Annotated in this window: 17 protein-coding genes; 3 read left to right on the plus strand and 14 right to left on the minus strand. The window is 58.2% G+C overall.

The window, feature by feature from the left end; all coding sequences use genetic code 11:
• Position 1: 1 nt before the first annotated feature.
• The 12 genes from dsrO to ACUZ79_RS14590 form a co-directional block, all read right to left on the minus strand.
• Positions 2-793 carry a sulfate reduction electron transfer complex DsrMKJOP subunit DsrO gene (gene dsrO, locus ACUZ79_RS14535; RefSeq protein ID WP_022659759.1) on the minus strand — a complete coding sequence of 264 codons (792 nt, stop codon included), beginning with the start codon at positions 791-793 and terminating at the stop codon, positions 2-4.
• Entirely contained in the window at positions 793-1,173 is a 381-nt protein-coding gene (gene dsrJ, locus ACUZ79_RS14540) for a sulfate reduction electron transfer complex DsrMKJOP subunit DsrJ (RefSeq protein WP_192112731.1), read from the minus strand. The genes dsrO and dsrJ overlap by 1 nt, the downstream gene beginning before the upstream one ends.
• On the minus strand, positions 1,174-2,817 hold the full coding sequence (gene dsrK, locus ACUZ79_RS14545; RefSeq protein WP_192112732.1) for a sulfate reduction electron transfer complex DsrMKJOP subunit DsrK: 1,644 nt from the start codon (positions 2,815-2,817) through the stop codon (positions 1,174-1,176). It abuts the gene before it with no gap.
• A gap of 12 nt (positions 2,818-2,829) precedes the next feature.
• Positions 2,830-3,849, minus strand: a complete 1,020-nt coding sequence (gene dsrM / locus ACUZ79_RS14550) for a sulfate reduction electron transfer complex DsrMKJOP subunit DsrM (protein ID WP_192112733.1) — start codon at positions 3,847-3,849, stop codon at positions 2,830-2,832.
• Positions 3,850-3,966: 117 nt separating this feature from the next.
• Positions 3,967-4,500, minus strand: a complete 534-nt coding sequence (locus tag ACUZ79_RS14555) for an RsbRD N-terminal domain-containing protein (RefSeq protein WP_022659763.1) — start codon at positions 4,498-4,500, stop codon at positions 3,967-3,969.
• Positions 4,501-4,719: 219 nt separating this feature from the next.
• A complete protein-coding gene (locus ACUZ79_RS14560; RefSeq protein WP_240825436.1) occupies positions 4,720-5,697 on the minus strand; it encodes a hypothetical protein in 978 nt (325 codons plus the stop codon).
• 404 nt (positions 5,698-6,101) lie between these two features.
• A complete protein-coding gene (sat, locus tag ACUZ79_RS14565; RefSeq protein WP_411330173.1) occupies positions 6,102-7,373 on the minus strand; it encodes a sulfate adenylyltransferase in 1,272 nt (423 codons plus the stop codon).
• 490 nt (positions 7,374-7,863) lie between these two features.
• On the minus strand, positions 7,864-8,421 hold the full coding sequence (locus tag ACUZ79_RS14570) for a single-stranded DNA-binding protein (protein WP_449252025.1): 558 nt from the start codon (positions 8,419-8,421) through the stop codon (positions 7,864-7,866).
• 34 nt (positions 8,422-8,455) lie between these two features.
• The gene (locus ACUZ79_RS14575; protein ID WP_240825440.1) at positions 8,456-8,794 is read right to left on the minus strand and encodes a hypothetical protein; all 339 of its coding nucleotides are present in this window, start codon (positions 8,792-8,794) and stop codon (positions 8,456-8,458) included.
• Between the two features lie 105 nt (positions 8,795-8,899).
• Complete coding sequence (locus ACUZ79_RS14580; RefSeq protein WP_209818207.1) at positions 8,900-9,550, minus strand: biotin attachment protein; 651 nt, start codon at positions 9,548-9,550, stop codon at positions 8,900-8,902.
• A gap of 141 nt (positions 9,551-9,691) precedes the next feature.
• Positions 9,692-11,947: an acetyl-CoA carboxylase carboxyl transferase subunit alpha/beta gene (locus ACUZ79_RS14585; protein WP_240825441.1), complete on the minus strand. Its 2,256-nt coding sequence runs from the start codon at positions 11,945-11,947 to the stop codon at positions 9,692-9,694.
• A gap of 199 nt (positions 11,948-12,146) precedes the next feature.
• Positions 12,147-13,601, minus strand: coding sequence for a biotin carboxylase N-terminal domain-containing protein (locus ACUZ79_RS14590; RefSeq protein ID WP_240825442.1), 1,455 nt, complete (start codon positions 13,599-13,601; stop codon positions 12,147-12,149).
• 315 nt (positions 13,602-13,916) lie between these two features.
• Here ACUZ79_RS14590 and ACUZ79_RS14595 point away from each other — a divergent pair, with 315 nt between their 5' ends.
• From ACUZ79_RS14595 to ACUZ79_RS14605, 3 genes are all read left to right on the plus strand, one after another.
• Positions 13,917-14,828, plus strand: a complete 912-nt coding sequence (locus tag ACUZ79_RS14595) for a purine-nucleoside phosphorylase (protein WP_449252026.1) — start codon at positions 13,917-13,919, stop codon at positions 14,826-14,828.
• A gap of 182 nt (positions 14,829-15,010) precedes the next feature.
• Entirely contained in the window at positions 15,011-16,840 is a 1,830-nt protein-coding gene (typA, locus tag ACUZ79_RS14600) for a translational GTPase TypA (protein WP_449252027.1), read from the plus strand.
• 537 nt (positions 16,841-17,377) lie between these two features.
• On the plus strand, positions 17,378-19,420 hold the full coding sequence (locus ACUZ79_RS14605; RefSeq protein WP_449252028.1) for a chemotaxis protein CheW: 2,043 nt from the start codon (positions 17,378-17,380) through the stop codon (positions 19,418-19,420).
• Positions 19,421-19,555: 135 nt separating this feature from the next.
• Here the strand turns inward: ACUZ79_RS14605 and thiM are convergent, their stop codons facing one another.
• The gene (gene thiM / locus ACUZ79_RS14610; RefSeq protein WP_240825446.1) at positions 19,556-20,389 is read right to left on the minus strand and encodes a hydroxyethylthiazole kinase; all 834 of its coding nucleotides are present in this window, start codon (positions 20,387-20,389) and stop codon (positions 19,556-19,558) included.
• 97 nt (positions 20,390-20,486) lie between these two features.
• Positions 20,487-20,834 carry a DsrE family protein gene (locus ACUZ79_RS14615; protein WP_240825447.1) on the minus strand — a complete coding sequence of 116 codons (348 nt, stop codon included), beginning with the start codon at positions 20,832-20,834 and terminating at the stop codon, positions 20,487-20,489.
• Positions 20,835-20,863 lie beyond the last annotated feature (29 nt).

The raw sequence follows: 20,863 nt of genomic DNA on the forward strand, positions 1-20,863 counted from the left end.
CCTATATGAGGTAGTAAACGCCGGGCTGCGTGCCCAGGTTGGGCTTGCGGCGGATACTGTAGTTGGCGGACAAAGCCTGCCGCACCGTTGAATTGGGGTCTTCCAGGTCGCCGAAGAGAATCTTGCCGCCAGAAGCTTCAACGCAGGCGGGCAACTGGCCAACGGCCAGACGCTCGGCGCAGAAGGTGCATTTTTCCACCACGCCGATCATGCGCGTGGGGAAGGCCGGATTGGGCACGGGATCTGCCAGGAACTTGCGCGGATCCTTGAAGTTGAAGGAACGCGCGCCGTAGGGGCAGCCAGCCATGCAGAAGCGGCAGCCGATGCAGCGGTGGTAGTCCATGGCCACAATGCCGTCTTCCATCCTGTAGGTGGCCTGCGTGGGGCAAACGCGCACACAGGGCGGATTGGTGCAGTGGTTGCAAAGCAGCGGATAGCTGGCTTCGGCCCGGCGTTTGTCCAAAAAGGCGTTCATTTCATCAGGGAAGGTGTGCTCGAACGAATCAAGCCAGAACCATTTGATGTTCTGATCGCCCGGAACGTGCGGGACGTTGTGGAATTTATGGCAGGCTTCGATCAGCGGTTCGTAGTCCTTGGGGCCATTGAACTGGCGCGTATCGATAACCATGGCCCAGCGCTTGGCGTGCAGGGCGTTGGCACCTTTTTCATAGTGACCGGGGGCAATCTTGGCCTGAGCAACGCCGGACAAGGCGCCAAGGCCAGCCAACCCGCTGCTCAGGGCACAGGCAGAAAGCCCCGCCACTTTCAGAAAGCTTCTTCTGCTCTTGTTCATTACTTGCTCCCCTGGGGAATGATGTGGCAGGTCCAGCAATAGGGATCAACGCTGTTGGCAACGTGGCACTTTTCGCAGAATCCCTTGTAGTCAGTGTGGCACTTCATGCAGGTGTTCTGCAGGCTGATGGTCCACTTTTTACCGTTGGATGCCACATAGGTGCGGTTTTCGTTGCGCAGGGCTTCATCACGCCACTCGTTGAGCAGCTGCATGTGCTTGTCGCGCATGAAATCCACATTTTCCACACACTCTTTTTCATTCTTGGGCAGCGCAATACCGGTGCTGGTATAGGACTTGCCCAGCATGCTTGCCCAGAACGGGGAGGTGAACAGGACCACAAAGATAATGATCCCAAGAATTACAGCTTTGGAGTTATACATCTATTGACCCTCCCCCTGCGCCTCGGGCGCGTCATCATCCTCTACCACGTTGGGCAGGTCTTCCTGGCGCATATCCATGGTGCGCTTGCACTCACCCTTCATCACAAGGGCATTGCCCACCAGTTCGTGCAGGCCGCTCACATTGACGCCGGGCGCCCAGTAATTGGCAAGCGGGGGCAGAGTGGCGCGGTCAATGGCGCACACGCAGGCCATGTGGTTGACGCCGTGCTTTTCCTGCACATAGCGCAGGGCATTGCCGCGCGGCATGCCGGAACGCATGCGCAGTTCCATGATTTCTTCTGTGTTGAGGCCGGAACCGGCACCGCAGCAGAAGGTCTGCTCGCGGATGGTGTTTTCGGGCATTTCCACAAAGTTGTTACACACGGCGTTGAGCACGTAGCGGGGTTCATCAAGCAGACCCATGCCGCGCGCAGGGTTGCACGAGTCATGGAAGGTGGTGATGATATGGTCGTTACGGCTGGGGTCGAGGTTCAGCTTGTTGTGGTGGATCAGGTCAGCCGTGAACTCGGCAATGTGCACCATCTTGGTGGAAGCCGCGTTCTGGAACACCGTGCCCGTGTAGGGAGAAACAGGCGTCGTCATGTGCGAGGGCGACGGGCCGTTGTAGGTGTCCATGTACTGGTTGATCACGCGCCACATGTGGCCGCATTCGCCGCCCAGAATCCACTTGGACCCCAGACGTTCGGCTTCGGCGTACATTTTGGCGTTGAGCTTCTTTGCCATGTTGAACGTGGTAAAGGAGCCGAAGTTGCCGCCTTCCGAAGCGTAGGTCGAAAAGGTGTAGTCCAGATCCAGCTCATGGAAGAGCATCAGATAGCCCATGAAGGTGTAGATGCCGGGGTCGGCAAATACGTCGCCAGAGGGCGTGATGAACAGGATTTCGTGGCCCTTTTCGTTGAAGGGCGTCTTGGGACGGATGCCGGTGATGGTTTCGCAGTCATCGGCCAGCATTTCCACGATTTCCACAAAGGAGTGGGGCTTGATACCAAGGTGGTTGCCGGTGAAGCTGCAGTTCTTGACCGGATCCATGATCCAGTGGATGCCAAGGCCCACTTCATGCAGGAGTTCGCGCACGATGGCGGTGATTTCCGCCGTGTCGATGCCGTAGGGGCAGAAGAGCGAGCAACGGCGGCATTCGGTGCACTGGTAGGCGTAGTAGAAGAGTTCCTTCACTACTTCCTTGTCCCAGCCGCGAGCGCCCACTTTCTTGCCGAGTATCTTGCCCAGCATGGTGTGGTCGCGGCGGTAGAGCGAACGGAGCAGCTCGGCGCGCAACACGGGCATGTTCTTGGGATCATTGGTGCCCAGGAAAAAGTGGCATTTGTCGGCGCAAGCGCCGCAACGCACACAGATATCCATGAACAGCTTGAGCGAACGGTGCTTTTCAAGGCGTTCTTCAAAAGCATCGCAGAGAATCTGTTCCCAGTTTTCGGGCAGGTTCCAGTCTTCTGCCGCCGGATCCCATTCGTGGGGATTGGGCATGTGCAGAAGTTCCATGGTCTCTTGCTTGGCCGGATAGCAGAAGCTGCCCGGTGTAAATTCGGGCTTGGTGTCAAGCCAGTCCTGGGCGGGAAAGGCCGGGCGGCTGGACACAAGCATTTGCGGCGTAGGTAATTTTGCCATCGTGGAAACTCCTTACTCGGCGGCCTTTTCGGGTTGCTTTTCCAGCGGCAGCCCGGCATCAGCCATGGCGTCGCGGTAGGTGTCCTCGTACTCGGCGTAGGTGAAGTACTGCTTGGGCGGATTCCAGGGGTTGATGTGGCGCACGCGGCGGGAATTATTCGCCATGTTGCGCGTGGGGCTGAAGAACACGCCCGGCATGTGCATGAGCTTGGAGAAGGGGAAGTAAATCAGCAGTACGCAGACCAGAGTAAGGTGCGTGAAGAACAGCGCGTTGATGCCCACGGTGGACACCGGCGCAAAGTGGGTCAGGCCCATGACGAAAATCTTGACCTGGGCGATTTCGGTCTTGTCGAAATAGCGCAGGCAGATACCGGTACCCACGATGCTGATGATCAGCCACAGGGGGAAGTAGTCGTTGGCAAGCGAAAGGTAGCGCAGGCGTTCGTTAAACAGGCGGCGTCCCAGAAGGAACAGCAGCGCTACCAGCAACAGGCCGCCCGTCCAGAAGAAACGGGGCGAGCCAAACTGCATGATGCCGTCAATGCTTTCCAGAAAGCGAATACAGGAAGGCACGGGTTCCATAAAGAAACGGAAGTGACGGATAAAAACCAGCAGGAAGCAGTAGTGGAACAGCAGGGCAAAAACCCACAGCCACTTGGAGGAATAATAGATGGTGCGCGGCCCGTTGCTGACGGGATCAAATTCCCTTACTTCCGCAACCGTGTTGCGGAACAGCGAACGGAAGCAGAACACTTCCAGAAACATGCGCTGCACAACACCCCAAGTTGTGCTGGGACAGTCGATTTTTGCCTGCTTGATGAAGTCAAGCGACTGCTCCTGCCCACCTGTGGTGGGGATGCAGAAGGGCACGGGCGATTTGGCCCAGTACACCATGCGCCAGACGACACCGGCGATGAACACGACTACTGCCACATAAGGCAGCGCCACGCCGAACAGGCCCGCAAGCCCTATGGCCGCTCCCGCCCAGGCGATGGCTCCTATGAGCAGCACCAGCAGTAATGAATTGAACATTCCCTACCTCACTTCCACTAAAGTTGCCTCAAAAGCCCACCACGGGATTTGAGAGATCTCTGGCCCGCATGCTGCAAAGCCCACGGTCAGGCCCTACGGCCTAATGAACGCGGAATGTCAGCGGTCGTCCCCTGAAGGAACGGCTCCGCTTTCCAGTTGTTGCGCCCAGCGCGCCAGTTGGGCGTGCTGGTTGCGTATTTCCGTAATGCGCGACTCAGCCAGAATTTCCCGGTCTTCCATATACATGTCGAAGGCCAGGAGCGTCAGGCTGTCGATGCGCGATTCGGTCTCAAGGTAGGCCGCCAGGTCGTCCTGGGCCATAAGTTCAGGCATGACGTGTTGCCGCAGAAGAGGCTTCATGAGGCTGAACACGGCCAGGCTCTGGCTGGGGGAGAATTTTTGCACTGCCCGCAGTTTGATAAAGCGGTCCATTGCCTTGCGGGTCTGGGCCACTTCCACGGATTCGCCGGTAACGGCATCGTACACGGCCCCTGCGGCTTCCTTGGTCATGTTTGCTACCGGATTGCCGAAGGGGTCGTCTTTTGTGCGAAGAAAACCTGTTGTTTCAAATGGATAGGTGTCGAATACGGAGTCTGTCCATAAACGCACCATCTCGCTCTTGTGTTTACGAAACACGTCGATTGCTTTCATTCTGTCCCCGTGCCCTTTTGTCTAAGGCTCTCTCATATAAATAGTAAGCGCAAAGGGCGTCAAGCCCCTTTGCGCTTTTAAAACGCAAGGTTTGTCATTTTTTGCACAAGGCCCCGGTGGAGGCGATAAGCCAGGGCAGTTTAAGGCCACGCCTGGACAGGCTAAATCGACCCGTGCAGTTCCTGCGCCGGAGGCAAAAAGAACTCGAGCCGGCTTTGCCTAAGGGCAGGGCGTTGTGCCAGAACACTGGCCAGCCACTTGCGGGTCAAGCGGCAAATCTGCACTGCCTGCTGCCGGGGGGGGAGTAGGAGCTTGCGGCAAAGAAGCCTGGCCTGCCTGCTGCTTGGTATTCTTTTTCAGCATGGCGGGCAAGCCGTGGTATTCAAAAAATGGAACTGTCTGCGAACCAGCCATGAACACGTGGGCCTTGTTGCGCAACATGCGCAGGCGCAGCAGCAGCATGTCGGGCGCGGTGGCGGCCATGCCCGATGGCGCAGCAATGTCTTTTGCCTTGGTCAGGGCTTCAGAAAGACTTGCGCCGTTATCCATGAGGCGCAGCATGCGCGCGACTGTATGAATGTCGGCTTCATTTTCTGCCAGAGGGTAGAAGGCCACATCCACATGGCCGGAGAGAAGGGCGATGCCTTCCTGACAACTGGGGCAGGAGGGAGAAAAAAACATGCGCACGCTGGCTTCGTTGCTGTTGTCCGTGATGGCCCACACGTCCGCCTGCGTACGCAGGGCGGTACCCGTGTTGACGATAAACAGCAGAGCCCACAGAGCCAGCAAAAGCGAACGGCCCGGCTTGTCCGCCGGAAGACCGGAGCGGCTGCGCTGCGCTGCTTGCCGAAAGCCAGCGTAGATCATGGCAAAAAAGCAGGCTACAATAAGGCAGCTCACGCAGGGGGCCGTAACCGCCATGAGCAGCAAAAGGCCGATATCGCCCAGAAGGGCCAAACCCGCCAGAATCAGGCCCAATTGGGCCGCACCCATCAAGGCAGCTGCGGCAAGCAGCGTGAACATGACCCCGCCAGCCCACCAAAGTGATATGCCCGCAACGGACGTATCCTGGAACAGTGCGCAGCCAGAAGTTACACACAGGTTCACTTCGTTGCCAAAGGCGCTCCAGATACAGAAGGCCGCAGCCAGAACGGCCATGCTCAGAATGCCAGGAAATAATTGATGGGTTCGGTTCATAGGTACCTGTGAATGTAATAGCTTTTCGGCTGGTGCAGCAATAGCGCGACAGGCCCGGTACTGACCATCATTAGGCCCGCCGAAACATCGGGCTGTAGCCGCGATTTCATGCAACTCGTTTCAGGTTATAGGCTGTTTTTGCTTTTTCGTAAAGCGCGGCCCCATCTCTGTTGCATGGTGGTTGTGCGCCAATAAGGGCTGTGCAAAACTATATTGCGGAGGCTGTGGCGAAAGTATGCCGTGCACTATTATTTCAGATCGCATACGGCAAGGGCTGGCAATATGCCCAAATTCGGCAAGCCCAGGCCGCAGGGGGCCATAACTGTTGGCCGCAGTGGGGATGCAGCTAAAACAAAAGGACGCCCTTTCGGGCGTCCTCTCGCGTTGTGTTGCTGCGGTCAAGCTTACATGGTGGAGCCGGAGGCCGCACGCTGCATCTTGATTTCAACTTTTTCGGTCAGGCTGGCATAGTATTCGCGCAGGATGACGAGCACTTCAGCGCGGCCAAAGTGATCCGGCACTTCCGCGCCTTCGGAGAGCATCTTGCGCAGCTTGGTGCCGGACAGGATGACGCGATCTTCCTTGGTGTGGGGGCAGGTGCGCATGCTGGCCATGCCGTCGCACTTTTTGCAGTAGAAGGTCCAGTCAATGTTCAGCGGTTCGCAGAGCAGACGCTTGCCGGTTTCGGCGGGCACAGGGATCTTGCGGAAGATTTCCTGGGCTTCAAACATGCCGTAGAAGTCGCCCACGCCAGCGTGGTCGCGGCCAACCAGCAGGTTGTTGATGCCGTAGTTCTGGCGGAAGGTGGCGTGCAGCAGGGCTTCGCGGGGACCGGCATAACGCATGTCCAGGGGGTAGCCAGCCTGAATGACGAAGTCTTTCACGAAGTACTTGTCAACCAGGGTGTCGATGCACTTCACGCGCACTTCGGCGGGGATGTCGCCGGGCTTCAGGGAACCCACGAGGGAGTGGATAACCACGCCGTCGCAAACTTCCACGCCGATCTTGGCCAGGTATTCATGCGAGCGGTGCATGGGGTTGCGCAGCTGAAGAGCGGCAACCTTCTGCCAGCCGCGTTCGTCCATCTTGGCGCGCAGCTGAGCAGGGGTCATGTACACGCCGGGGAACTTTTCGGGGAATTCGCCCTGCGAAAGAACCTTAACGGTACCGGCAACGTTGAATTCGTTCTGAGCCAGAACCATCTTCACGCCGGGGTGGTCAGCGGGGGCCACTTCCCAGAACTTTTCGGAGTCAGGGCCAGTGCCCTTGAACACCAGTTCGCATTCCCACTTTTTGTCGGCTTCGGTCATTTCATAGACTTCTTCGACCTTCATGGTAGCCATGATTTCGCCTTTGCGAACCAGGGCCACTTCTTCGCCGACCTTGAGGGCCTTGGCGTCAGCAGCGGGAACATCAAGGGTAACGGGCACGGGCCAGAAGGTGCCGTCAGAAAGGGTCATCTTTTCGCAGACGCTCTTCCAGTTGGCCTTGTTCATGAAGCCGTTCAGAGGCGAGAAACCGCCAATGCCCATCATGATCAGGTCGCCCTTGGCGCGGGAAGAAATCTCGATCTGCTTCAGGCCTGCGGCTTTTTTCTTCTCGTCATCCAAGGCCTTACCTTCCAGAAGGCAACAGACCAGACCCTTACCGCCATGAGGAGCTACCAGCTTGGACATTGCGAAATCCTCCGTGTTTTAGTTATGTGGGCATCCTTCCGTGGCCGCGTCGCCATGCGGAAGGGCAGCGTTCAGTTCGCATCTTGTGAATAATCTAACAAAAAGTCAACTACCTCTTAAAACTTTTCCTGACTACTCGCCAAAAAAACCACAGCCACAGCGGGTAATACGGAAAATTCACCGATACCTATACGCTGAATCGCGCAAAAAGAGAAGGGGGATTCACAATAAAAATGTGCCTGAACCCGAAAAAGCATGTGAAAGTGCGCTTTTTTTCGCAAAGTCTTTTGCTAGGCTATGTTGCGCGAATTGGCGTAATTGCTTGCAGGCAGCGAAATAGGGAGAAAAACTGTTTGGCTGGATAGAAATTTGCTGACTGGGGGAAATTTTTCTCAACCACCATGCCCAGCTCCTCGTCAAAACAGAAGCAACAAAAAAGGCGTGGATGTAGCATCCACGCCTTGCGGTCAAAAATCTGAGGGATTAGCCCCTAGAACGGCACATCGTCCATGTTGGAGGCTTCGGAAGGAAAGGCCGGGCCGAGATCATCGTCCATGGGCTGCGGTTTGCGGTTGCCGCCCTGGGGGGCATTGCCGCCGCGTCCGCCCTGCGCGCCCTGGCCGCCGCGAGGGGCATTGCCGCGCGGAGCCGCAGAGGCAGCGGGCGCGCCGTAGTCGTCTTCAAATCCACGGCCACCGCCGCCCTCACGCGGGGCATCGCCGCCCTTGCGGTCAAGAAACTGCACGCGTTGAGCCTTGATTTCGGTGGTATAGCGATCCTGGCCCTGCTGATCCTGCCATTTGCGGGTTTGCAGGCTGCCTTCCACGTAGATCAGGCTGCCCTTGGCAAGGAAGTTGGCGCAGTTTTCTGCCTGGCGCTGAAAAACAGAAACGCGGTGCCATTCAGTGCGATCCACCTTGTTGCCGTCACGGTCGGTGTAGGATTCGTCGGTGGCGACATTCAGGGTGGCAACGGGCGAACCGCTCTGGGTGTACCGCAGCTCGGGGTCGCGGCCCAGACGGCCAATAATCATTACTTTATTCAGCATGGTGATGCTCCAAGGTGGTATTCGAGTTTCAGACTCAGGCTACAAACGCCTTTTCGAGCTGATCCAGCACGTCTTCAAGGGAGTCGCTCAACTTGTTGGCTTCGCGCGGCTGCCATTCGGCAAGGGCCGCTTCCAGTTCGGCCTTGAGCCTTGCGGCTTCAAGAATGCCGGGGCCAAGGGCCTTGCGGCGGGCTGGCGACCAGGGCAAAAACTGCAAGCCTTCATCCAGCGCCTTCACCATTTCAAGCACTCCATGTTTTTCGTGCTTGATGGGAACGCTGAAAGCCAGCTCTGTAAGTTTGGGCCAGAGTTTTTCCAGCAGGTCTTCGTTCCAGGTGACGGCGCTCACGCGGATTTGCAGTGCATTGCCCATAGGTGCTCCCTTGGCGGCGGGCCGCCCGTATGCGAATTTGCCGCGCCCAGACGTGCTGTTTTCGGCAGCGTGTGCAGGGCCAACGGCCTGTGCTGGCAGGAGAGCCTAGTCTTTTTCAGTCCATTCGGTCTGCACGCGCATGATGACTTCCTGAATGGCGGGAAGCTGATCCTGCGGGCATACGCCGATGAGGGGCGCTCCGGCGTCGATGTTTTCGTTATAGGTGAAGTAGACGGCATAGATAACGCCCGCAGGCCCCGTATAGACCAGCGGCACCTCGCGCTTCATGCGCGACATGATGAGCAGTTCCATGCCTTCGCGCACGGCTACCGACTGAGAATCTGCCGCGCGGATTTTTTTGTCCACCTCAGGTGTGAAGTAGTACTTGGCCCGCTCGGGCGCAACAAAAAGATGCAGGGCTTTTTTGAGCAGGATGCGTTCCACCTCTGCGCGGGTGAGCATGTGCCGCACCACGGCAAGGGGAGTGCCAGCCTCCACAAATGTGCCTTCAAGTTCGGTGTGCAGAAGGCTGATCTCGCCTTTTTCGTTGGCGCAGATGGATTTGGGATTGCGTTCGCGTTCAAGCGTGGCGATGAGCGTCCCGGGCTTTTCCTTCCACTGGCCCTGCGGGCCTACCACCTTGTCGCCCTGTTTTATGCCCGCAAATGTCACCTTGCCCGTGTGGGGCGTGCTGATGACTATTTCGCGGTAGGGCGAAGCCTTTATTTCGTCCAGCAGTGCAGATATGTTTATCATGCTTGGGTCCGTTAACGTTATATATTGGCGACGCTCCGGTTGGTGGGGCTGCTGCCCCCGAACCGCCGGCGCATGGCGACCGGACTGTTCCCGGCCGCCGCGTCACTCGGAATACTTGTCGTTTTTCTACGCAGTGGGGCGCTACCTGTAATACAGGTTTCTGCCGCCAATGGTCAGCAGGGCCTGCTTGAGGTTGGCTCGCACTTCCCTTCTGTCCCAGATGCCCTGAATGTGCCCGCGCGAAAGAGCGCGGTACGAGCGGTGGTACTTGGGCGGGATGTCCATGCCCGTGGTTTCCTTGATAACGCCCGGCCCGGCAAAGCCGATGTTGGACGAGCGCACTGCGAACTGATAGGGCGAGCAGCCGAGGAAGCTGGCCACAGGCCCGGCAAAGGAATTGGTGTCGTACAGCACCATATACAGGCCGCCGGATTCAATGTAGCGGCGCACAGCCACGGTGCAGCGGGGCATCTGGATAACGCCGTGCGTACCTTCCTGAATGCGGATGCCCGCCGTGCCATGCACATAGGCCAGGAAGGGATAACGCTTCTTGGCGGCGCGCTGGGCGGCTTCCACAAACTTGTAGCCTTCTGCCGCGCCCACGGAGCCGCCCCGGAAGGTGCCCATGAGCATGGCTACGACCATCTTGGTGTTGTCTATGCGGGCTTCAAAGGTCATGCAGCCGCTCTTGGCCCCTGTTTTCTTCTGCGCGTCAAGAACTCGGTCGCTGAAGTTGGGGAAATCAAGGGGGTTGCCCGCTTCAATCTCACTGTTGAATTCAAAGACCGAGCCGAGGTCAAAGACGTTCTTCACATACCATTCCGGCTCCATGGGAAAGTGGTAGCCGCAGTGGCTGCACACGCCCGCGAATTCGGCAAAGAGGTCAGGCCCCCACAGGTCAAGGCAGCCATAGGCGGCGCTGTTGGGGCAGGTGATGGCCCGGTCTGTCTTGTAGCGCGGCGAAATGTAGTTCCACCGGCTGCGGCGGCCATCGTCCGACCACGTAGACAGGGCGGTCAACTCCTTGACCTTGCTGCTTTCGGCCTTGGCGCTGGGCAACTTGCGGGTGAGCTTGTGCCAGGGGGCCAGCAGGCGGCTCTTGAACACTTCCCACTCGTTGTCGATTTCTTCCATAAAAGTGCGGATGCGCATCTGGTGCTTGCGGTAGAAATCGTACTTGAAGCTGACCCACGGCTTGGTGAGCCAGTCCCAGGTGGCAACGGCCATCTTGGTAAAGAAGGGACGCCTGTCGCGCGCCGCCTGACGCGAGAGCCGCAAGAACTTTTGCTGGCGGCGTTCGCGCAGCCTGTCCTTGGCGGCAGAGGTCAGACCCCAGCGGGTGTACATTTCGTCCAGGTTGGCGTCCGGCTTGCGCACGCGGGCCAGGGCAAGCCCCTTGAGGCCGGGCATGGTACGTGTGGAGATCACGACCTCGTCGGTGGCGCGCAGCACTTCCTGCCGCAGACTGCGGAAAAAGTCGAAGTGCCAGGGGCGCGCGCCCAGCGGCGGTTCCTGCACCACACGGTCGATGTAGCCGAATTTGAGGTTGTCCTGCGCAGTCATCTTGAGGTTAGTGGCGCAGCTTTCAATCAGCTCGGGCGTGGCGCGCTGGCCAGCCTTGATGCGGCCTTCAATGGCGGCGGCGCCTTCGGGTGAAATAACCGAATAGTAGCCGTGCGAGAGCATCAGGCGCTTGTCGGCAAGGCCGATGGCTTCCGCGCCGCCGGAACCGCCTTCGGAAATGACGGCGATTACGGGCACGCGCAGGCCAGCCATGCTGTAGATGTTGCGGGCGATCTGCTGCGCCGCGCCGGGGTAATCCTCAATGGGATACGAGCCAGGCGTGAAGATGTAGGTGTGGACAGGTATCCCTTCGGTCTCGGCCACGCGCATGTACTGCTGCGCCTTGGCGTTGCCCCAGGGCTTGACCGAGCCGCCGTTGCGGAATTCCGCGCCGTGGCCCTTTTCCTGCCCGATAACCATAACGGACTGGGTGTACACCTTTTTGCCCCGGCGGCGGGTAATGACCGCGCGGGCAATGAGCATGCTGGGGTCGAGGCTGTGCTCGTCCTGGCCGCCCACTTCGGTGAAATTGTCGTAGACGTTTTCAAGTATGTCGCGCAGGCAGATACGCTGGGCGTGGCGCACAATGCGCACCTTGTCCATGGGCGTGATGCTGCCCTCAAGGCGGCGTTCCACATAGTTGAAAAGATCTTCTACCGTGGCAAGTTCAGCATAGGGATCTTCCACATTGCCGGAGCGGACGCGCGCAGTGAAGGCGGTCAGCTTTTCTTCAAGCAGGTCGGCGTTGTCCTTGTGCTTGCCGGCGAATATGTCCACCAGATAGGTAAGTCTGTCGCGCAGACTCTGGATGCGTTTTTCGATGTTGTTGTCCATAGTATATTGGGGCCAGCTAGACTGGTTTTTTTAGGTAGGCGAAATCCCCGGAATTCCGGGCGGCCAATGGATTGTCTGCCGGCATGCGTCCATACTGGGGGCGTACGTTGTTCGTCCCGGTCACGGCGCAGGAGCTTCCGCAGTCAGCGGAAACCTGCGCCAGATGTGTGTACGGTGCCGTGCTCATGGGCTGGTCCCGTCAGAAGCGCAAAATGCGCTCTGTGTTGGCCGCAAGGAAGTTGACGTTGGACTTCAGCTCCTCGCCCGATGCATTGTGGCCTTCCAGCCGAAGATCCCCAAGAAATTCAAGGCCGCGCGCCTTGGCTTCCTCAAGGTCTTTGCCCCAAATGATGGCAAGAGCCAGGTTGGGGTCAAATTCTGTGGGAATTTCGTAAGGCTCGGTTGTCGGAACATGGGTGAGCATGGTCAGCCATGGCTGGTCTTTCCATGCAAATTTTTCAATGCGGCCCACCCAGGGGGTGAAGTTGCTGTCCGGGTCTTCGGCGATCAGGCGGTATTCAATACCCAGACCTTCAAAGGTGATGTCCGACTGCCCGTAGCCCAACGGCTCGCCAAGGCCAATGCGGATCTGCTCGGCGATGAGGTCTACATCGCCCTTGCCGTTCACCCTTGAAATACGTGCTGAAACGCCGTTTTCCACCTGAATGCGCGTGTTCACTTCCATCAGGAAGGGTTCGCCCTTGCGGGTCACAATCCATTCCCAGGTTCCCACGTTGTCGTAGCCCACCTTGCGGGCCATGGTGAGGGAGTAGTCAACAATATCGCGCAGCACCTTGCCCGCGTCAAAAGTGTACTTGAGTTCATCGGGGGCAAAGCCCGGGGCGATCTCAATGCGCTTCTGGCGGCCAGTGGACTGAATGGAGCAGTTGCGGGTGCCGAAATGCACGGGATTCTGCCCTGAACGGTCAGAAACCACCTGCACTTCAAGGTGGTTGAAGTCGGTGATGCGCTGCTCGATGAGCACGCCTTCATCCTTGAACTGGCGCAGGGCGTAGCTGCGGATGCGGCGGTAGACCGAGCGAAACTGATCCGGGTCGTACACTTCCTCAATGCCCATGCCGCCGCCGCCAGCGGAAGCCTTGACCAGCACCAGCGGGCGCGTGATGCCCTGCTGATCCTGAAACTCGAACACGCTTTTGGCGATGCGTTCGGCTTCCATCTCGTCATAGATGGGGCGGTCGGAACCGGGGACGGTAGGTACGCCCAGACTGCGCGCCAGGCGCTTGGTGTTGATTTTGTCGCCCAGCTCGCGAATGATTTTCCACGAGGGGCCGATGAAGATAAGTTTCCGGTCGCGTTTGGTTACGCGGCGTGCAAAACGAAAATCCTCGGCAAAAAAACCGTAGCCGGGGTGAACTGCTGTGCAGCCCGCCTCGTCGGCCACGGCCATAAGTTCGTTGGCGTCATGGTAAGATGACACGCGGTACAGGCTTTTTTCTCCGCCTTGTTCGCGCGCCAGGCGCACATGGCCCGATGCCGCGTCCTCAGCCGTGAAGATGGCGGTAAAGGCCACTCCAAGCTTGCGGCAGGCGCGCATGATGCGCATGGCTATTTCGCCACGGTTGGCCACCAGAATTTTGTGCTTTTGCAGGGGAATGCTGTCCTGAGCTTTGTCCAAGCCTGTCTCCCTCATTGAATTGCGCTTTTTTGTGTTGGTTTATGCCCGGCATGGCCGCGATTGCCCAAGAGGCGGAGCGGGCGTGTGCCGGAGTTTGGATTTGCATCGCGGGGTGTTACGGTTCTGTTTCGTTGCCCGCTCCCCCCTTGTGGGGTGTCGATTGGCGAGCTATACAGACTGTGCATCCGCACCTCTTACCCGCTTTTGGCGCGAAAATCCACTCGCGCAGGGGCTGTCCGGCACAAAAAGCCGCGCAGCGGCAAAGGAACGCGCGGCGCGGATTGCGGCCTGACAGCAGACCACTGAGCGTATTTTTCAGGAGGGGATTCTATGCAAAATTTTCAGGATGTCCAGCGCGCCGCAACGGCACTGCGTGACGCCATTCAGGCCGCGCAGGGGCCTCTGGCTTTGCCCTTGGGAGCGCGCAGGCTTGATCCCAAGGCCGCGCCCGATGCGGATGCACCTGTAGGCATTGTGCTGGGTACGGGGCTTTCTGCTCTGGCAGAAAAGCTGCAAGGCCGTGTTGTTGTTCCCTATACCGACTTGCCGGGTTTCCCCGCTTCCAGCGTGGAAGGGCATGCGGGCGCATTTGTATGGGGCCGGTTTGCCGGAGCGTGTGGAGAGGACGACTCCATAGGGCGCTATGCGCTTATCCAGCAAGGTCGCTGCCATCTCTATGAAGGACGCACCCCGGCAGAGGTCTGCATGGGAGTACGGGTTATGGCGCTGATGGGCGTGAAAACGCTTGTTATCACCAATGCGGCTGGCGGGCTGAACCCGCAGTTCGATGCTGGCGGCATCATGTGCATGAGCGACATCATCAATAATACCGGTCATTCGCCCCTAACCGGGATCAATGTTGAGGCGTGGGGGCCGCGCTTCCCCGACATGTGCGCGCCTCTGGACGCGGATTTGCGGGCGATGGCCATGGAAACTGCGGCAAAAATGGGCCTGCGGCTTGAGCGCGGCGTATACATTGGCGTGCATGGGCCGGAAATGGAAACGCCCGCAGAAACACGCATGTACCGCCAGTGGGGAGCGGATGCCGTGGGCATGAGCACTGTACTTGAGATCATTGCGGCACGGCATATGGGCATGCGTGTACTTGGCCTTTCATGTTTGACCAATAAAAATTTACCTGACTGCATGACCCCGGCCCCCTTGGAAGAAATCCTCGCAGTGGCCGCAGTGGCGGGCAAAAATCTGGGTCGGCTCATCCGCGCCATGGTGACAAAACTCTGAAAAGTGCGTAAAAGCGCGGCCCGGACATCATTAAAGAACAAACAATACCGACTGCCGGTTTTTCCCCCTGCCTGCGTCGGCCGCACCCGGCGCTGAACTGGCGCAGCTTCGCTGCCAGTCGGAATCTCCCCCCGGCGGGGAACAAAACCGCACTACCTAGTGTTTTTTAAGGGCACAAAGCCATGCAGCACAATGAATCCCTTCGTAACGTCGCCATTATCGCCCACGTTGACCACGGCAAGACCACCCTTGTGGACGGTCTGTTCAAACAGGGCGGCGTGTTCCGCGCCGACCAGCAGGTTGACGACCGCGTGATGGACAAAATGGATCTGGAACGCGAACGCGGCATCACCATTGCCGCCAAGAACTGCGCCGTCAACTGGAAAGGGGTCAAGATCAATATCATTGACACCCCTGGCCACGCCGACTTTGGCGGCGAAGTGGAGCGTTCTCTCTCCATGGCTACCGGCGCAATCCTGCTGGTGGACTCCTCTGAAGGGCCGCTGCCGCAAACGCGCTTTGTGTTGCGCAAAACCCTTGAGGCCGGTCTGCCCGTGGTTGTGGTCATCAACAAGATTGACCGCAAGGACGCCCGCCCCCAGGAAGTGCTCAACGAAATTTACGACCTGTTCATTGATCTGGACGCCAACGAGCACCAGCTTGAATTTCCTGTGCTGTACGCCATTGGGCGCGCTGGCGTGGCCATGAACAACATTGACGACGAGCAGAAGGACCTTTCGCCCCTGTTCGATGCCATTGTTAAGTACATCCCCGGGCCCAGCTACGACCCGGAGCAGCCCTTCCAGATGCTGGTGGCCGACCTTGACTATTCCGACTATCTGGGCCGTCTGGCCGTGGGCCGCATCATGCACGGCACTGTTTTCGCCAAGGAAGCCCTGGCTTGCATTGGTGAGGACGGTCAGGCCAAGCCCCTGCGCGCCACCAAGCTTCAGGTGTATGATGGATTGCAGGTGGTGGAAGTGGAAAAGGCCCTGCCCGGCGACATCGTGGTTCTGGCAGGTATTGAAGATGTGACCATCGGCGATACCATCTGCACCCGCGACAATCCCCGCGCCATGCCCCGTATCCGCGTGGATGAGCCCACTGTGGCCATGCGCTTTGGCATCAACAGTTCTCCCCTGGCCGGTCGCGAGGGCAAGATTGTGCAGAGCCGCGCCATCTATGACCGCCTGGTCAAGGAAACCCTGCGCAACGTGGCCGTGCGCGTGGAAAACACGGCAGACCGTGACGCCTTCCTGGTCAAGGGCCGTGGCGAATTTCAGATGGCCATCCTTATCGAAACCATGCGCCGCGAAGGTTTTGAACTTTCCGTCGGCCGCCCCGAAGTTATTCTGCGCAAGGACGATAACGGCAAGGTCATCGAACCCATCGAACGCCTGTACGTGGACTGCGACGAAGTGTTCATGGGCGTGGTGACTGACAAGCTGGCCCAGCGCAAGGGCCGTATGCTCAACTGCGTCAACAACGGCACGGGCCGTGTGCGCCTTGAGTTCAGCGTGCCTTCGCGCGGGCTTATCGGCTACCGCGACGAGTTCCTCACCGATACCAAGGGTACCGGCATCATGAACTCCTATGTGGAAGGCTACGAAGAATGGCGCGGCGATTTCCCCACGCGTTACACGGGGTCCATCGTTGCCGACCGCGCTGGCGCTGGCGTGGCCTACGCCCTCTTTAACCTTGAGCCGCGCGGCGTTCTGTTTGTGGAGCCCGGCGACCCGGTGTACGAAGGCATGATCGTGGGTGAACACAACCGCGATAACGACATCGATGTGAACCCCACCAAGGAAAAGAAGCTCACCAACCTGCGCGCTTCGGGCAAGGATGAAAACGTCACCCTTACTCCGGTGAAAAAAATGACCCTTGAACATGCCCTGCACTTTGTGCGCGAAGATGAACTGGTGGAAGTCACGCCTCTTTCCATCCGTTTGCGCAAGGCCGAACTTTCGGCCATGAAGCGCTACCAGACCGCAGGCAAGCGCAAGAACAGCTAAAGCATCAACACCGCGAGCGGCAATATCCTTCCGTTCATTTTGATAGTTCACCCCCGCAGGGCATGCCCTGCGGGGGTGTTGCTGTTTGCGCCGCCAGCATGATTTTTTGTGGTGGCTCATGGTTCCCTGCCATGAATGGCAAGGCCTTTCAGACAAAAGCTCTTAAGTTTTTATTATACTGTCGATAAGCTTATGGTGTGCTACTCTGTCCGCAATACAAATAATAATTTGATTGTGTGTATTGAATACATGTTTAAATGCAAGAACCTAAAGTATATTTGACTGTCATGGATGATTAGTGTGCTAACAAATTTACTGTTTGTTGCTTATCATTTTCAATAAGACAAATCACAAGGTGTGCAAAAATACCTCTTTAAAAAAAAAGAGAGTAGCATTGACTTTTGTGTAAATTTTTTAGAGGTTCTTTGCCCCCCCGCTTGAGTTTTGATACAGCTACTGTAATTTGCAACGGATTATTAACCGTCCGTTTTTTTGCTCTGCCTTGCGGCGCCAAGAGAAAATCCGAGCGAGGTGATTGTGCGCGACCCCCATGCGTCCACGAAAGAGGCCGTTGAGCAGCTGATTCCCTTTATGCCTGATATCAGGCGATGCCACACGGTATTTTCTCAACTGGAACGGCAATGGACGTGGATTGCCCTCACGGGCAAGATCAATTGCAACGCCATTGCCGCCACCCTCTTTGATTTCATCTTCAAGACCCGCGATACGTTTGGCCTGCTGCGGCAGGACATGACCAGCATGCTGGGCGAAAAGCTGCTTGAAAAAGCCGTGCGCGAAATGTCGCCTGTGGCCCAGGTGGTCATGGACATCATCAAGCGCAATCTTTATGAGCGCACTGCGGACGTGAGCTTTCTGGCAACAGATGGCGAGATTGTGGGCTTTTTGCAGAGCGGCGCATGCGATGTACCCACGCTGCGCGCCCGGCTTGCTGCCTACCGCTCAAAATATAGCGTGTACCGTGACATCTTGGTGCTTGATCCTCAGGGCCGGGTGTGCGTGCAGCTTGATACCAAAAGGCCTGTGAGTGCCTCAAAAGATCCGCTGGTCAGGCAGACGCTGGCCGCGCAGGAATTTGTGGAAACCTTTCGGCCTACAGACCTCTCCCCCGATGGCAGGTCGGCCCTTGTATATTCCCACGCCATCAGGGGCGAAGGTATCGCCGAACCCCTGGGCGTGCTCTGTCTTGTATTCGATATGGACGGAGAAACCGCAGACCTCTTTGCAGGTATGGCCCGCTTTGCGCAGGATATGGTCATCCTGCTGCTGGACGAAAAAGGTCAGGCCTTTGCCAGCAGCGATACGCGGATGGTTCCCATCGGGAGTTCCTTTGCCCTCACCCCGGAGGACAGCTTTACCGTGACCAGTCATGCCAGCAAGGCAACTCTGGCGGTCTCGCGTCCTTCAGAAGGTTATCAGGGCTATGAGGGGCAGGCATGGCAAACCCACGTGTTGCGCAACGCGCAAAGCGCGTTTGCCAGCAAGGCGGCAGAAGGGCTTGATGTTGCCCTTGTGCGGCGGGAGGCGGGATTCTCCGCCCAGTTGACCAGCATTGAAGAACAGGCCGGCGATGTTATGGGCGATCTGACGCTGGCTGCGCTCAACGGGCAGATAATGGCCGCCCGTCAAAGCGGCAATGCGCGGGATGACGAACGCCTCGCCGCCCAGGCCTTGCCGCCCATCCTGGATGCTGTGCGCAAAATGGGCATCGAAATGGAGCATGAGTTCCATTATTTCACCGATGGCCTGCTAAAAACGGTCACGGCCTCGCGTTTGAACGATGCCTCCTTTCTGGCCTCCATCACCGTGGAAATAATGGACCGCAATTTGTATGAGCGCGCCAACGATTGCCGCTGGTGGGCGCTGACCCCGGATTTTCGCCGTATCCTTGCGCAGCCGTCCGTCAGCAGGGGCGACCTCTCACGCCTTGAGGATATTCTGGAGTACATCAACAGCTATTACACGGTGTACTCAAACCTGTTTCTCTACGATGCGCGCGGAACCGTTGTGGCCTGTTCGCAGGCCGGGGAGCGCAGTCTTTACGGGCAGCAGATAGGCGAGGAGTATGTGCGCCGTACCTTGTCGCTCAAGGATTCGGACGATTTTTCCGTCTCGCCCTTTCGCGCCACTGAACTGTATCACCCCAAGGGCGCGGCGCAACCAACCTATGTGTACAGCGCTCCCGTGTTTGCACCACAGGGGGGGCAGGCCGTTGGTGGCATAGGCATTGTTTTCGATTCCCTGCCGCAGTTTGCGGACATGCTGGGCGATACCCTGCCCAAGAATGGGGATGGCGAAGTGATCACCGGGGCAGCAAGCTTTTTTGCCGAGGCGGGCGGAACCCTTGTGGCCGCCAGCGAAGCCCACATGCACCCTGGCGAAAACCGTGAGCTGCGGCCCCAGTGGCTGGCTCTAGGACAGGGCGAATGCACCTCGCAGCTCGAATCTGTGGATGGTGTGCTGTATGCCGTGGGTTGCGCGCGCTCGCGCGGCTACCGCGAATACAAGCGCGATGGGCGCTACGCCAACGATGTACTCTGCGTTGTGCGGCTACCCATTTAGAGCAGTAACTCATCCATTCGTAAGCTGAGCTAAAAGTTTTTTCTGCCAGCCCGAAGCCAGAATTGCAAAAGCCCTCTGCCGCTCAAATGTCGAGCGGCAGAGGGCTTTGTGAGTAGTTGAACTCTGGAGCGCAGGTCAGGCTATGTGCTGTACCTTGCCCCGGCAGGTGATGGCGGGGCCGTCAAGGGAACTCATGGCATCCAGCAGCAGAGTGCGGTAGGTGCCTGTGCCGCCGCCCACGGCCCCCATATTTTCTGCGGCGATCTCCCCGGCCACGCCCATGGAGCACATGGCGCACAGGCAGGCCTGTGGCAGCTCGGCCGGGGCAGCGCCCACGCAGCAGCCCACCACGGCGGCTGTCATACAGCCTGCGCCGGTGATGCGCGTCATGAGCGGGTCGCCATTGCTGACGGCCCAGGCCCCTTTTGAGTGGGCCACAATGTCTATGCGCCCGCTGATGATGATAACCGCACCAGTGGCGGCGCACATGTCCATGGCCATGCGGGCCGAGGCGGCAAGGTTGTCTTCTGAAACCAGTGTGCCTTCATCTGCGTCAACGCCGCGCGCCGTGGCTTTATCGCCCGCCAGAAAACGGATTTCAGAACTGTTGCCCTTGATGGCGGCAAAGCGCACCTCCTGCATCAGGGCGCGCAGCGTTTCGTTGCGCAGGCTGGACGCGCCCGCGCCCACAGGGTCGAGCACAACAGGAATGTTCAGGGCATTGGCGCGTTTGCCCGCTGCAAGCATGGATGCCGCCGTTCGGGTATTGAGGGTGCCGATATTGAGAACCAGAGCCGAACTGAGGCCCACAATCTGCTCCACTTCCGCCGCATCATCAGCCATGATGGGCGATCCCCCCGCAGCCAGAATGATATTTGCGCAGTCATTGACTGTCACATAGTTTGTAATGCTGTGCACCACGGGGCTTTGGCGGCGCACCATGTCGAGAATTTCCCCAAAGCATTCCATGCTCTGTCTCCCCCGGCCAGACCGGAAGCAATAGTAAAAAAAGCGCAGGGTAGAACGCGCTCAGACACCGCAGATGCCCACAGAAACGCAGTTCGTCCTAGGGCTTGATATAGGCGAAGCCTTCGCGTTGCAGGCGCACAATTTCCACAAGCCCGGCGGGCACAACATCGCAGCCGGGCCAGATGCCAGCATGATCGATCTTGTTGTCGGCCAGCGCGTTGGCGCACAGCAGGATGCGCAGGCCCTGATCCTGCAAGGGGGCCGCAATGGCTCGGAATTCTTCATTGCCCTTGACGAACTGGGTGACGGCTGGGCCGTTGGCTACAACCACAAGCTGAAAGCGTTCTTGGGGCAGGGCTTTGATGTAGTTGGCCGCATTACGAAGAACAAGACGCAGGATGTCGGGGTCCTTGCTGTCCATGTGCAGGCAGAGATCGTAATTCATACTTCTTCCTGTTGTTATGCGTTGCGCAG

The sequence above is a fragment of the Desulfovibrio faecalis genome, from assembly GCF_053570625.1.

Bases quoted from the DNA above. Each gene is read 5' to 3' on its own strand.
- dsrO (WP_022659759.1), bottom strand. From the start codon at position 793: ATGAACAAGAGCAGAAGAAGCTTTCTGAAAGTGGCGGGGCTTTCTGCC.
- dsrJ (WP_192112731.1), bottom strand. From the start codon at position 1,173: ATGTATAACTCCAAAGCTGTAATTCTTGGGATCATTATCTTTGTGGTC.
- dsrK (WP_192112732.1), bottom strand. From the start codon at position 2,817: ATGGCAAAATTACCTACGCCGCAAATGCTTGTGTCCAGCCGCCCGGCC.
- dsrM (WP_192112733.1), bottom strand. From the start codon at position 3,849: ATGTTCAATTCATTACTGCTGGTGCTGCTCATAGGAGCCATCGCCTGG.
- ACUZ79_RS14555 (WP_022659763.1), bottom strand. From the start codon at position 4,500: ATGAAAGCAATCGACGTGTTTCGTAAACACAAGAGCGAGATGGTGCGT.
- ACUZ79_RS14560 (WP_240825436.1), bottom strand. From the start codon at position 5,697: ATGAACCGAACCCATCAATTATTTCCTGGCATTCTGAGCATGGCCGTT.
- sat (WP_411330173.1), bottom strand. From the start codon at position 7,373: ATGTCCAAGCTGGTAGCTCCTCATGGCGGTAAGGGTCTGGTCTGTTGC.
- ACUZ79_RS14570 (WP_449252025.1), bottom strand. From the start codon at position 8,421: ATGCTGAATAAAGTAATGATTATTGGCCGTCTGGGCCGCGACCCCGAG.
- ACUZ79_RS14575 (WP_240825440.1), bottom strand. From the start codon at position 8,794: ATGGGCAATGCACTGCAAATCCGCGTGAGCGCCGTCACCTGGAACGAA.
- ACUZ79_RS14580 (WP_209818207.1), bottom strand. From the start codon at position 9,550: ATGATAAACATATCTGCACTGCTGGACGAAATAAAGGCTTCGCCCTAC.
- ACUZ79_RS14585 (WP_240825441.1), bottom strand. From the start codon at position 11,947: ATGGACAACAACATCGAAAAACGCATCCAGAGTCTGCGCGACAGACTT.
- ACUZ79_RS14590 (WP_240825442.1), bottom strand. From the start codon at position 13,601: ATGAGGGAGACAGGCTTGGACAAAGCTCAGGACAGCATTCCCCTGCAA.
- ACUZ79_RS14595 (WP_449252026.1), top strand. From the start codon at position 13,917: ATGCAAAATTTTCAGGATGTCCAGCGCGCCGCAACGGCACTGCGTGAC.
- typA (WP_449252027.1), top strand. From the start codon at position 15,011: ATGCAGCACAATGAATCCCTTCGTAACGTCGCCATTATCGCCCACGTT.
- thiM (WP_240825446.1), bottom strand. From the start codon at position 20,389: ATGGAATGCTTTGGGGAAATTCTCGACATGGTGCGCCGCCAAAGCCCC.
- ACUZ79_RS14615 (WP_240825447.1), bottom strand. From the start codon at position 20,834: ATGAATTACGATCTCTGCCTGCACATGGACAGCAAGGACCCCGACATC.